Origin of the sequence: Pantoea sp. ACRSC, from assembly GCF_022346785.1 — a bacterium.
GTDB lineage: Bacteria > Pseudomonadota > Gammaproteobacteria > Enterobacterales > Enterobacteriaceae > Pantoea > Pantoea alvi.
The window spans coordinates 1-12,385 of sequence record NZ_JAKRNN010000013.1 but is presented as its reverse complement, the minus strand read 5'-3'; the positions used below and the strand labels follow the sequence as shown (position 1 = coordinate 12,385).

Genomic DNA, 12,385 nt, shown 5'->3' with positions numbered 1-12,385 from the left:
CAATGTCGCTATCTTCTTTCGCGCCCCAGACAGGTAATCGCCATGAAACAACCTACGCCTCCCGCTCATTGTACCTTTGAACCTGACGACTGGCTGCGGCTGGCGCGCTGCTGGCATCCGGTGGCGCGCCTGTGCGACGTAGGCCCCGCGCCGATGAAAGCGGTGCTGCTTGACGAGCAGCTGGTGATCTACCGAATTAATGAGCAGATCGTCGCCGCCAGAGATGTCTGCCCGCACCGCGGCGTGCCGCTGACGCTCGGCTTTCACGACGAGCACGGCATTATCTGCCCCTATCACGGGCTGCGCTTCGGCGAGGATGGCCGCTGCAACCGTATTCCCTCCAGCCCCAACCAGCCGGTGCCCGCCAAACTCAATCTTATTAGCTTTCCGGTTGAGGTGCGCTTTGGCCTGGTGTGGGTCTGTCTCGCGCCGGACGCGGACAATCCTGCCGCGCTGCCGCAGATGCCGCACTGGCAAGACGCCGGTTTTCAGCAGATCGTCTGTCCTCCTTTCGACGTCGCCGGCTTTGCCGGGCGTCAGGTAGAGGGCTTTCTCGACGTCGCCCATTTCGCCTGGGTACACAGCGAAACCTTCGCCGATCCCGATAACCAGGAGGTGCCGCCCTACAATCCGGTTGAAACCGAGTATGGCTTTGCGGTGGATTACTGGAGTTCGGTTTCCAACTTCGCGGCGGGTGCCGAACAGCAGGCGCCGGAGGGCTTCCAGTGGCTGCGCCATTTTGAGATGCATCTGCCCTTTACCGCCACGCTGACGGTGCATTTCCCTGACGCCGCGCGCCTGGTCATTATGAACGCCGCCTCGCCGGTCTCGGCGCGTAAAACGCGCATGTTCGCACCCATCGCGCGCAACTTTGACCTGCATATTCCGGTCGAGGAGGTTCACGCCTTCAACCACCGGGTGTTCGAAGAGGATCGGCTGATGGTTGAGACGCAGATGCCGGAGCGCCTGCCCCTCGACCTGACGCTGGAGGCGCATATTCCCGCCGACCGCAGCTCGATCGCCTATCGCCGCGGCCTGAAAAAACAGGGCTACGGCGACTTTTTCCTGGTTTAGCGAGGAGATGAGATGACAACCTTTACGGTAACCATTGATGGCCTGTCGCGTCAGGGACGCCACGCCGTTGCGCTGAGCCTGGTGCGCGACGACGGGCAGCCGCTGCCGCGCTGGGAGGCGGGCGCCCATATCGACCTGCAGCTGGGCAACGGCCTGATGCGGCAATATTCGCTTACCGGCTCGCCGCTGCGCCAGGATCGCTATCTGATCTGCGTCGGGCTGGCCGCCGACTCGCGCGGCGGCTCGCGCTATATCCATCAGCAGCTGCGCCTCGGCCAGCAGCTGACCATTTCCGCGCCGCGCAACCTCTTTCCGCTGGTGCCGGCGCAGCGCGTGGTGCTTATCGCCGCCGGTATCGGTTTGACGCCGCTGCTGGCGATGGCGGCGCAGCTTGAGGCGGATGCGGTGCCCTTCTCGCTGCACTACTATGTGAAGCAGCGTCAGGACGCCGCCCTGACGCGCCAGCTGCTGCAGCCGTTCCGCCACGGCTACGGCGAGATCCTCTGCAGCGCCGAGGGGCATAGCCCGCGCCAGCATCTGCCCGAGGCGCTGCGTGCGCCTGAGCCGGGAACGCATCTCTACCTCTGCGGGCCGCAGGGCTTTATGACGCACCTGCAGCAGCGGGCGCAGGCGCTCGGCTGGCGTGAGGAACAGCTGCATACGGAAGCTTTTAGCGCCGCCGCGCCGACGCCGGCGCAGGGTGACGATGAGTGCTTTACCGTTACCCTGGCCTCTTCCGGCGCCAGCTGGCCGGTGCCTGCGGATAAGACCATCGCCCGCGTGCTGCTGGAAAACGGCGTCGAGGTGCCGCTCTCCTGCGAAATGGGGCTGTGCGGCGCCTGCCTTACGCCGGTGGTATCCGGGGAGCCGGACCATCGCGACACCGTACAGACGGAGACGGAAAAGTCTGCGCCGCTTCAACAAATCGCGCTCTGCTGCTCGCGCAGCCGCAGTAAAGCGCTGGTGATCGACCTGTAGCTTCTACACTTAAAGACATCGCCCCGAAACAAGGAGATGTCATGAGTCAACGTCTGCACAAAACCGCCTTTCCGGTCAGCAAGGCGCGCAAGTATCTCGAGCCAGGCCCGGTGCTGCTGCTCAGTTCGCAGTTCGACACGCACAGCGACATCATGACGCTCGGCTGGCATACGGTGCTGGAATTCTCGCCGTCGCTGGTCGGCTGCATGATTTCCAGCATGAACCACAGCCATGCACTGATCCGCGACAGCGGCCAGTGCGTGCTTAACGTCCCCTCGGCGGATTTAATCGATGAAGTGGTCGCTATCGGCAACAGCCACGGCGACAAACTGGATAAGTTCGACGCCTTCGGCCTGACCGCCGAACCCGCCAGCGTGGTAAACGCCCCGCTTATCAGTGAGTGTTTCGCCAGCTTTGAGTGCCAGCTCTATGACGATTCGATGGTGGATAACTACAACCTGTTTATCTTCGAGATCGTAAAGGCCCACGTCGCCGACGAGCCGGAATTCCCGCCGACCCTGCACTACACTGGCGAAGGCCGCTTTACCATTATGGGCGACCGCGTGCTGGATCGCAGCGGCCAGTTTAAACCTGAGATGCTGATTTAGCCTGTCGCCGACGAATCTCGCCGTGCGCGGGTTGAAAAGGATCGCCGCCGTCCCTACTCTCTCATACTCGACCTCGACAGGAGTTAAGCATTATGACAATCGAATACGCAGTGATCGCAGGCGGCTGTTTCTGGTGTACCGAAGCGGTTTTTAAAGATGTGATCGGCGTGGAGTCGGTTGAAAGCGGCTATACAGGCGGCGCGCGTCCTAATCCGACCTATGAGCAGGTCTGCAGCGGCGCGACCGGTCATGCAGAAGCGATTCGCATCGGATTTGACCCTGAAAAAGTGAGCTACGGCGATCTGCTGGATATCAGCTTCGCCACCCACGATCCGACGCAGCTTAACCGCCAGGGCAACGATATCGGCACGCAGTACCGCTCTGCCATCTTCCCGGCCACGCCGGAGCAGGAAGCGGAGGCGGTTGCCGCCATTGCGCGCGCGCAGCAGGATCATCAGGACCCGGTGGTCACCACCATCGAGCCGCTGAAAGAGTGGTATCCCGCCGAGGCTTATCATCAGGATTACTGGGAAGGCGCGGGCCAGCGCAACGGCTACTGCATGGCGGTTATCCCGCCGAAGCTGCAGAAGCTGCGCAAAAGCTTCGCTAACCGCGTGAAGAACTAAGCCAGCAGCGGGCGTCGCGCCCGCTGCCGCATACTGACTCAGCCCCGCCCGTGCGGGGCTTTTTTTCAGGCGGCGGAACGGGTGCGCTTCAGGCCAATCAGCGTCGGGAAGATAAACAGCGACTGCCCCAGGCCGCGGTTGGTTACCGACCATACCGCCACCGAACAGAGTGAACAGAGGCCGACTATCGCCACCGGATAGAGGCAGGCCCACAGAAACGAAAACCAGGCCTGCTCAAACAGATGGTGGCGCTGGGCGAACAGAATCGCCGACATGCCGAAGAACTCGATAAAGATGCGGTGAATCACGTAAATCTGCAGCGTGTTACGCCCTATCCAGTTCATATAGCTCATGTTGAAGCGCTGATTAAGCCAGCGGCAGGCCGCCACGCTCGCCAGCACGGCGAGCACACACATAAACAGGCTTCTGTCGAGGCCGAAAATAACGTGGATGCCCGCCAGCGCCGCCAGGATCGCCCAGGGCACGATATTTTCCCGGCGCCATTCGCTCAGCCGCAGCATCATCGGACTCCAGAATACCCCCAGCAGGAAAAACAGAAAATATTGCGCCACGCTTTGCGGCCCCCAGAAGGGAATAATCTTCTCTACCGCAAGGTAATTAAGCAGCACTGCAACCGCCAGCAGGGCCACTTTATGCTGGCGAAAGAGTTTGGCGCAGAGGAAATATAAGCCAAGCCCGTAGAGATACCAGGAGGTGCTCATCGCCATAAAGGTCAGCTTTAAAAACTCAAGCAGCGAGCCGGCATAGGCGGCGTTAAGATTTTGCGAAATACGCTGGCCGGTAATTTCAGTAGAGATGCCGACAATCGACCACCACTGAATAAACCCCCACAGAATGTAGAGATAAAAGAGATTAGTGATACGGCTGGTGAAAACCTGTTTCCAGGGGCGATTAAGAATGCCATTGGTCGCCAGCAGGCCAGAGACAAAGAAAAAGGCGGGCATGCGCAGCGGCGAGAGTATGGTATTAAACTGCACCCATATTTCCGCCGGGAGCCAGCCTGCGGAGAGATACTTTAGCGTGCCTTCAAAGCCGGGCAGCACCGTGTGATAGAGCACCACCAGCAATATGCAGGCCCCCTTTAGGGTATTAACCCAGGATATTTCCTCTGACTTAGCCTTGTTCATAATTTGACTCCTGCTGTGTAGGTCAGAATTTAAAAGGAAAGGAGAATAAGCGAAATGATACTTTTAGGATTATCTGGCGATTATTCGCCATTCCCCTGCCGCTGACTCTAGCGAAAGTCTTAAAAGTTTTTAGCTGGCCCTGAATTAACAAGGCTTTACTCGTCTCGCTTTTTCTTTACATTTCTTTTATGCAGCACTTTTTTAGTTAGCTGGTAAAGACTAAGCAAGGAAATCGGTCAGCGCTGGCAAAGCTTATTTAGCTGAGTAAATAGGAGAAAACCTGAAGCAGTAAAACCAGAGCAATATTCATAAGCGCAAAAAAATTTAAAGCTTTTGCACCAAATGGGTTAAGCATAAATAATTAGCTGTGGTAGGGCGAATAAGAGAATAATGTCCAGCGCTGGCCCGTGCGCAGCAGGAAAGAGAAATACGCCTCCTGAGAGGCGTATTGATTACTGATTGAGAAATTTCTCGAGGAACTGTCGGGTGCGCGCCTGCTGAGGATTGCTGAACAGTGCTTTCGCCGCGCCCTGCTCAACGATGCGGCCCTGGTCCATAAAAATCGCCCGGTCCGCCACATCGCGGGCAAAGCTCATCTCATGGGTAACGATGACCATGGTGCGCTTCTCCTGAGCCAGCGCGCGGATGGTGTTAAGCACCTCGCCCACCAGCTCGGGATCGAGCGCCGACGTCGGCTCGTCGAACAGGATCACCTGCGGACGCATCGCCAGCGCGCGAGCAATAGCGACGCGCTGCTGCTGGCCGCCGGAAAGCCGGCGCGGGAAACTGCTCTCCCTGCCCTGCAGTCCTACTTTCTCCAGCAGCGCACGCGCGCGCGCTTCGGCTTCCCCTTTCGGCTCGCCTTTGACGATCACCGGCCCTTCAATGATATTTTCCAGCACCGAGCGATGGGGAAACAGATTGAAGTTCTGGAACACAAAGCCGACCTGCTGGCGCAGCTTGCGCACCTGCTCTTTCTGCTTCGTCTGCGCCAGCGTGGCGTCGATAGCGATCTCGCCAACCTTGATGGTGCCGCTGTCCGGCGTTTCCAGCAGGTTGATGCAGCGCAGCAGCGTGGTTTTCCCCGATCCGCTCGGCCCGATAATCGCCACCACTTCGCCGGAAGCGACCTCAAGGTCAATGCCGTGCAGCACCCTCTGGCCGTTAAAGGTTTTCACCAGCTTGCTGATTTCGATGGCGCTCATTTCGCCTCCTCATCCTGACGATTGACCCGTTTTTCCAGCCGGTTTTGCAGCGCCGACAGAACGGTCGCCATAACCCAGTAGATCAGCGAGGCCGCCAGATACATGGTGAAAACCTCCAGCGTGCGCGAAGTGATCAACTGCGCCTGGCGGAACAGCTCCGGCACCTGGATGGTCGCCGCCAGCGAGGTATCCTTCACCAGGCTGATAAAGCTGTTGCCGAGCGGCGGCAGCGCCGTACGGGCCGCCTGGGGCAGAATAACGCGGCGCAGCGTCTGCCAGCGCGTCATGCCGATACTCGCCGCCGCTTCCCACTGACCGCGCTCAATAGCCGCAATCGCGCCGCGCAGCGATTCCGAGGCGTAGGCGGCGGTATTCAGCGACAGGCCAATCATGGCGGAGGGAATGGGATCGAGCTCGATGCCGAACTGCGGCAGACCGTAGTAGATCATAAACAGCTGGGCGATCAGCGGCGTGCCGCGAAACACCGATACGTAGAAGCGTGACAGCAGGCTAACCGGCCAGAAGTGCGACAGCCGCATCAGCGCCAGCACAAAGCCCAGCACCAGCCCGAAAAACATGCCGCCGATGCTGAGCTGCAGCGTAAACAGCGCGCCTTTTAATAAAAAAGGTGCTGAATCCAGCACCAGTTGGAGACTTTCCTGCATTACTTAGTCACATCCGCGCCGAACCATTTTTCAGAGAGTTTGGTCAGCGAACCATCTTTCTGCATGGCGGCGATCGCCTGGTTAACGGCGTTGAGCAGATCGTCGTTGCCTTTACGCAGCGCGACGCCTGACTCAAGACGGGAGAACGGCGCGCCTGCAACCGCCATGGTGTTGCCGGTTTTCTTCACCAGATCCAGCGCGGCCAGACGATCGACGAGGATCGCATCCAGACGGCCAGAGCGCAGATCCTGATATTTTGTCGGGTCGTCGTCATAGGTACGGATATCGACGCCTTTAACGTTGTCGCGCAGCCACTGCTCATAGTTAGAGCCCAGGCCAACGCCGACTTTTTTACCCGCCAGATCGTCCGGCTTGCTGATGGTGCCCGCTTTCGCCTTCATCGTCAGCGCCTGCACGCCGGAGATGGTATACGGCGTAGAGAAGTCATACTTCTTCTTGCGCTCGTCGGAGATGGTCACCTGGTTGATCACCACATCAATGCGCTTTGAGTCCAGCGACGCCAGCATGCCGTCCCATTTGGTCGGCTGCAGTTTGGCCTTCACGCCCAGATGCTGCGCCAGCTGCTGCGCGAACTCCACTTCAAATCCGGTGAGTTTGCCGTTTTCATCCTGAAAGCTGAACGGCGGATAGGTGCCCTCGAGACCCACGCGCAGCTCGCCTTTATCTTTGACCTTTGCCAGCAGGTTTTCCGCTGCGTGCGTCTTCAGGTTAACGCCGGCAATCAGCGCCGCCGCCATCACGCCCATCGCCAGATGGCGACCAACACGAGAAAAAATCATATCTACCCCATTTATTAGTATGTGATGTGTGTGTTGTCAGGCGGCGTCTGCGCCGCCCGGTACTGCGGTATTAACCCGCGAAGTATAAACGTTTTTCTTCTGACTGCTCAGACCGAAGGATGATAAGCAAATAACGCCGGTGCGCCGCCGGTGTGTATGAAGAGCAGCGGCCCGTCGCGGCGGAAACGGTTCTGGCTGATGCCGTCCAGCAGTCCGGCCATCGCTTTGCCGGTGTAGACCGGATCCAGCAGGATGCCCTCCAGCCGCGCCAGCAGTTTTACCGCCTCCATTCCCTCTTCGTTTGGCTCGCCGTAGCGCGGGCCGAAGTAGTCGTCCCACAGGGTAACGGGCGCCGTGCTGGTCAGCTCTAGTCTGGCCACCAGCTGCTGACGCAGGCTGTCCACCACCGGCAGCTGCTGCTCCGCTTTGCGCGAGACGGTGACGCCGACGACCTCTGTTTGCGGCAGCAGCTGCTCAAGGCCGACCGCCAGTCCGGCATGGGTACCGGCGCTGCCGGAAGCGACCACCACTGCGGCGTAGTCGACCACGCCTTCGCTCTGGTGCGCAATCTCCTGCGCGCATTCGATATAGCCGAGCGCGCCGAGCCAGTTAGAGCCGCCCACCGGCACCACAAAGGGGCGAAAGCCCTGCGCCTCAAGCCGCTCTGCCTGCTCCGCCAGCTGTGCCGCCGGATTGTGCAGCGCCTCGACCAGCACGATTTCGCAGTCAAACAGATCCAGCAGCAGCCGGTTGCCGTTGCTGAGGTAGTTTTCCGCCTGGGTGTTGATTGGGTTTTCCAGCAGCGCGACGCACTTCAGGCCGAGTTTCGCGGCGACGGCGGCGGTCTGACGCACATGGTTGGACTGGATAGCGCCCGCCGTGAGCAAGACGTCTGCGCCTTCGCGCAGCGCCTCCGCCGCCAGGAACTCCAGCTTGCGCAGCTTGTTGCCGCCCAGGGCGATGGGCGTGACATCGTCACGTTTGATAAAGATATCGCGGCCGGCGTAATCGGAGAGGCGCGGCAGGTGCTCCAGCGGCGTGGGCGCGCCGAGCAGTTCAAGACGCGGATACTGATGAACAAGATGTAAAGACAATGCGGCCTCCAGGGCAGTCACAGTAATCTTTACAGTGTTGCAGAAGTTGCGCGCAGGATCATCTGCCATCGCGCAGAAAAGAAAGGGGCGAGCGGCCTGCTACCGCTCGCTCACCGTCAGGGTGAGCGGTGCCTGCTTAGCAATGCGCCGCCTGCTGAATGCGCGGCGGCGGCATACTTAACGCGTTGCTGGCACGCTCTGACGCGCTCCCCCTGTACAGAACGCGTCACCCTGCCAGCGCTTTAGCAGCTAGCTGCGCTGCCACCCCAGAAACTGATCGTATTTGCGCAGCGCAATCCGGTAGTTGTTATTTCCCGCATCGGGCAAATCATTCTCCAGGCAGGCGTGCCAGCTGTTGCCGCTTAAGCGGTCAGCCGGGAAATTTTTGGCCTTAAGCATATCGTCCAGACGACGCAGCCTTACCACATATTCGCGGATAGTGCTGTGGCTCATTTCCGTCTGCTCAAACAGGTACTGCTTGAATGCCATAATGTCGAAGTAATTAGGATGCGTATTGCAAAAAATATCACTACAGAAACGGCACAGCGCGGTCAGTTCTGGCTGTAATTTCAGCCACAGCTGCTCATCAATCATTTGGTCCATGCGCGCAATGGCCTCTTTATTGATGATCTGACCGCGAAAGACCAACGCCATGCGGTCCAGTACTTTGCCACAGTGTGAACAGTGGCTCTGGCTATGTTTGTAGTCTTTAAGATAACGGCTTAAAGGTCTGGCCTTGGATTTGGCTCCCATTGCTGAGTCCCCGGTTTTATTATTTTTAGATCGCCAGGAACTGAGGCCGTCAGCGCGCTCCCGTAAGTCGGGCACGCAGGCGTTTAATCGCCTGACTGTGCAGTTGGCTGACGCGTGATTCTCCCACGTCGAGTACCGCTCCAATCTCTTTCAGGTTCAGTTCTTCCTGGTAGTACAGTGTCAGCACCATTTTTTCGCGATCGGGTAACGCTTCGATCGCTTCAATGACGCGTTCACGCAGATTCCCTTCAAGTAGCTGATGCAGCGGGTTGGCCTCTTCATGGCCATCCGTCACCAGCTCCGCGCTGTCGCCGTGTTCTTCCCGATACTCGTCGTAGGAGAAAAGCTGGCTGTTGTTGGTATCCAGCAGAATTTGCCGGTACTCTTCCATCGAAACATTCAGCCGATCGGCTACCTCCTGCTCGGTGGCCGCACGCCCCATCGTCTGCTCGACCTGGTGCATTGCGCCCGCCACTTCGCGTGCGTTACGTCGCACGCTGCGCGGCGCCCAGTCCCGGCTGCGAAGCTCATCCAGCATTGCGCCTCGGATGCGCTGCACGGCGTAGGTGGTAAATGCTGTCCCCTGCAGGGCGTCGTAACGCTCCACAGCATTCAGCAAGCCAATTCCCCCGGCCTGCAGCAGATCGTCAAGCTCAACGCTGGCTGGCAGACGCACCTGCAGACGCAACGCTTCATGGCGCACCAGCGGGACGTAGCGCTGCCAGAGAGAATGTTTATCCATCACGCCTTCGGCGGTATAGAAATCGTTCACGTTGACTACCCTGCGTTAATGAAGTTATCGGCAGGATTATCCAATTCTGTAGGGGGATCGATTGGCTGAATAGGCGGGCAAAAGCGAGGTTATTTCATTTTTGTTATGTCAGAGAGCGGATCGCCCCGCTCTCGTGACGCCGCTTAATCAGACGCGCGCAGCCGCTGCCGCGTGGCGAGCGGCACCGCTTCCCATAGCGCGCACACCTGGCCCTCAAGATCCTGGTAATAGGGGCTTATGCTTTGCCGGGTTTCCGCGTCGGGATGAAAGCGTATCTGGCCCGATTCACCATCGATGCTTATCAGTTTATTGAGAAACAGTCGCTGCAGGTCGCTGCGCAGAAACAGGCCGTTGTCGGCGCTGTTATCCGCAAGGCCGCCCTCTTCGTTTTCCCGCGTATCGATATGGCAGGCCTCTACCCAGGGCCAGCTATGACGGTCGGTAAGGCGCGTGCCGGTCATCACGCAGCCGCCGTAGCGCGCTTTCAGGGCCGCCAGAAACTCGGCCTGACTGGCGCGCTGGAGCAGGCTCGCCTTGACCCGCCTCCCCACCTCCATGCCCGCCATGACCGCTGCAGGGGCCTTATGCTGCGGCGTGCTCAGCACCACGATGAACTGAACAGGACGCGAGAGCGGAAAACAGGGGTTCGACTGGGGATCGAAGAGCTGCCAGCAGGCCTCGCTCTCATCCTCCCGCATCAACACCAGCTGATAGCCACGGCTGGCGAGCAGGTTCTGCGCGGCGGCGGAATGGGGATCGATCATCGCATAGACGCGGCTTTCGCCCATCACCTGCCAGAGGTTGTCGCGCTGCGCCTCGCTGCTACGCCGGAAATAGGCAAAAGGCTGCTGCGACTTGAGATAGTGCTCAAAGCGGCGCAGGTAGTTTTTGCGCTCGTTGTCGTCAGAGATAAACAGTAGCTCCGCCAGTGGACTGTTGCTCTCTTCGCTGGCGAATACCGCGCGGATGCGTAAGGTGCGATAGCTGGTGGACGGGCTCAGCAACCCGCGCACGGTGAGCGCCTTCTCGTCGGGATGCTGCCGCGCGTAACGCAGCGCGATCTCGTCGAAGGTCAGCTGCTCGCCGGGTAACAAGTCATAATTGAAGCGCATAGACACTCCAGAAAAGTCGTTCTGAAAGTAGTGTGTTGTTCTGCAGAGAGTTATCGGCAGGCGCGCGGGGATCTGTAACGCAACAAGCAAAGTGCCGGCGCCAGGAGAGGAGAAGGGCTAAGGTCAGGCGTACTGATTCAGACAGTACGCCTGCCGCAATTATCGCAGCAGATGAAGCAGCGAGAGATCGTCGTTAACTTTGCTTTTTTCAATTTCACGCATAAAAGCTTTATCGGAAATCTGATCGTGTTTCGTGACTGAGTGGTAGCTGTAAATAATATTAATGACGTCTTGTTAGCTGATGGTGCCCACCAGCTCCATGCTGGCTGACAGCAGCGATCTCAGCAGGAACCACTCCGCCGTTAACAGATAGAGGGTAGCGAGTGCGCTCTGCCCGTTGTGGGAGGGGAAACTGTCGTGATACATCCGGTACTGCAGATAATTGCCCATAATATGCGGGCGCTCCGCCAGCCAGGGTTTAAGTTTATCCTGCCAGACGCTGGCCAGACGCTTCATCGATACCGTGACGTCGTTGCCCTCAGCGACATCGCTCTGGATGTAAATCAGCTTATTGACGTAATGATAGAGCGTTGCCGACCCGCGAATCGCCTTGTGGCTCCCCAGATAGGCCTGCAGACGCAGCAGCAAGGCCCACTGCAGCTGATAGTCAGGCTTGATGCTGTCGATATTGGCCGCCATCTCCCCCTGCTGGATAAGATTCAGAACAGAGAAAAAGTACTCTTCAAGCCGGGTATATTTATCCGCGCTGTCGCCTGTTTTCTCGGCAAAAAGAAACAGCATCGCAATGCCGTAAAGCCCCTGCTCAATACTGGCGCCGCTGGCCAGCAGCAGATTGCTGCACAGCAGATTAATAAAGCGCGACGGCTGATCGATCTCCGGCGCGTTCAGGGCGGAGATACGCAGCGATTTATGTTCATTCAGTAGCATCGCCTCAGGGCTGGCCAGCAGGCCTTTTACCGCTTCCGGGCAGGAGAGCGTCAGGCTGTTCCTGATCTCATATTTGGTTTTTTTCTGCGCGCGAGGATAAGTGGAACAGGTGGGGCTCAGCGCCTTCTCACCCATTTTTTTATGGATAGTGCAGAGGCTGTTCTCATCAAGGAAACTGCAGTTTCCACTGGCGGAGAACTTCATGGTGCCCCAGTTATCAAAACTTTTTTTGGTTTTGATAATATTTTCTTCCGCCAGCTGGCGCACCTTAATGTCCCCGCTCTTTAAATAGCGGTTGACGGTGGGCTTATCTAAATAGATATCCCAGCCTTTACAGCAATGGTCCAGGCATTCGCTGCCGGCGCACTTAAATTCGCTGAAAAATAGCGGTTCAACTACAGAAATCTCTTTCATGATCTTACCTGTTGATGGCGTTAAAACGGTAAAAACACATTGTCAGCCACCAGCCTATCAGCAGTCAGTGAAGTGGTTTACTGAATTTGGCCACCTGAACAGAGGTGATATGCTCACCTCAGAACATTACAGGTGCCTCAATGAAAAAAAGAAATTTCAGCGCAGAGTTTAAACGCGAATCCGCTCAG

At 58.1% G+C, this 12,385-nt stretch carries 13 protein-coding genes; 4 read left to right on the top strand and 9 right to left on the bottom strand.

Annotated features, from left to right (window positions below):
- The first annotated feature begins 42 nt into the window (after positions 1 to 42).
- From hpxD to msrA, 4 genes are all read left to right on the top strand, one after another.
- Complete coding sequence (gene hpxD, locus MHZ97_RS13695) at positions 43 to 1,074, top strand: molybdenum cofactor-independent xanthine hydroxylase subunit HpxD (protein ID WP_103796152.1); 1,032 nt, start codon at positions 43 to 45, stop codon at positions 1,072 to 1,074.
- 12 nt (positions 1,075 to 1,086) lie between these two features.
- A complete protein-coding gene (locus MHZ97_RS13690; protein WP_103796153.1) occupies positions 1,087 to 2,052 on the top strand; it encodes a PDR/VanB family oxidoreductase in 966 nt (321 codons plus the stop codon).
- Between the two features lie 41 nt (positions 2,053 to 2,093).
- Positions 2,094 to 2,660 carry a flavin reductase family protein gene (locus MHZ97_RS13685; RefSeq protein ID WP_239315610.1) on the top strand — a complete coding sequence of 189 codons (567 nt, stop codon included), beginning with the start codon at positions 2,094 to 2,096 and terminating at the stop codon, positions 2,658 to 2,660.
- Between the two features lie 92 nt (positions 2,661 to 2,752).
- Positions 2,753 to 3,286: a peptide-methionine (S)-S-oxide reductase MsrA gene (gene msrA / locus MHZ97_RS13680; RefSeq protein WP_103796154.1), complete on the top strand. Its 534-nt coding sequence runs from the start codon at positions 2,753 to 2,755 to the stop codon at positions 3,284 to 3,286.
- Positions 3,287 to 3,351: 65 nt separating this feature from the next.
- On the opposite strand, the gene MHZ97_RS13675 is transcribed toward msrA, so the two are convergent.
- The 9 genes from MHZ97_RS13675 to fliB form a co-directional block, all read right to left on the bottom strand.
- The gene (locus MHZ97_RS13675) at positions 3,352 to 4,434 is read right to left on the bottom strand and encodes an acyltransferase family protein (protein ID WP_239315609.1); all 1,083 of its coding nucleotides are present in this window, start codon (positions 4,432 to 4,434) and stop codon (positions 3,352 to 3,354) included.
- 452 nt (positions 4,435 to 4,886) lie between these two features.
- Positions 4,887 to 5,639 carry an L-cystine ABC transporter ATP-binding protein TcyN gene (gene tcyN, locus MHZ97_RS13670; RefSeq protein WP_103796156.1) on the bottom strand — a complete coding sequence of 251 codons (753 nt, stop codon included), beginning with the start codon at positions 5,637 to 5,639 and terminating at the stop codon, positions 4,887 to 4,889.
- Positions 5,636 to 6,304: a cystine ABC transporter permease gene (tcyL, locus tag MHZ97_RS13665; RefSeq protein ID WP_103796157.1), complete on the bottom strand. Its 669-nt coding sequence runs from the start codon at positions 6,302 to 6,304 to the stop codon at positions 5,636 to 5,638. The genes tcyN and tcyL overlap by 4 nt, the downstream gene beginning before the upstream one ends.
- Positions 6,304 to 7,104: a cystine ABC transporter substrate-binding protein gene (tcyJ, locus tag MHZ97_RS13660; RefSeq protein ID WP_103796158.1), complete on the bottom strand. Its 801-nt coding sequence runs from the start codon at positions 7,102 to 7,104 to the stop codon at positions 6,304 to 6,306. The genes tcyL and tcyJ overlap by 1 nt, the downstream gene beginning before the upstream one ends.
- A 107-nt stretch (positions 7,105 to 7,211) precedes the next feature.
- Positions 7,212 to 8,198: a D-cysteine desulfhydrase gene (locus MHZ97_RS13655; RefSeq protein WP_239315608.1), complete on the bottom strand. Its 987-nt coding sequence runs from the start codon at positions 8,196 to 8,198 to the stop codon at positions 7,212 to 7,214.
- Positions 8,199 to 8,447: 249 nt separating this feature from the next.
- Complete coding sequence (gene fliZ / locus MHZ97_RS13650; RefSeq protein WP_033749773.1) at positions 8,448 to 8,951, bottom strand: flagella biosynthesis regulatory protein FliZ; 504 nt, start codon at positions 8,949 to 8,951, stop codon at positions 8,448 to 8,450.
- Positions 8,952 to 9,000: 49 nt separating this feature from the next.
- On the bottom strand, positions 9,001 to 9,723 hold the full coding sequence (locus MHZ97_RS13645) for an RNA polymerase sigma factor FliA (RefSeq protein WP_103796160.1): 723 nt from the start codon (positions 9,721 to 9,723) through the stop codon (positions 9,001 to 9,003).
- 143 nt (positions 9,724 to 9,866) lie between these two features.
- Positions 9,867 to 10,835, bottom strand: coding sequence for an HNH endonuclease signature motif containing protein (locus tag MHZ97_RS13640; protein WP_103796161.1), 969 nt, complete (start codon positions 10,833 to 10,835; stop codon positions 9,867 to 9,869).
- 294 nt (positions 10,836 to 11,129) lie between these two features.
- On the bottom strand, positions 11,130 to 12,197 hold the full coding sequence (gene fliB, locus MHZ97_RS13635; protein ID WP_239315607.1) for a flagellin lysine-N-methylase: 1,068 nt from the start codon (positions 12,195 to 12,197) through the stop codon (positions 11,130 to 11,132).
- Positions 12,198 to 12,385: the final 188 nt, after the last annotated feature.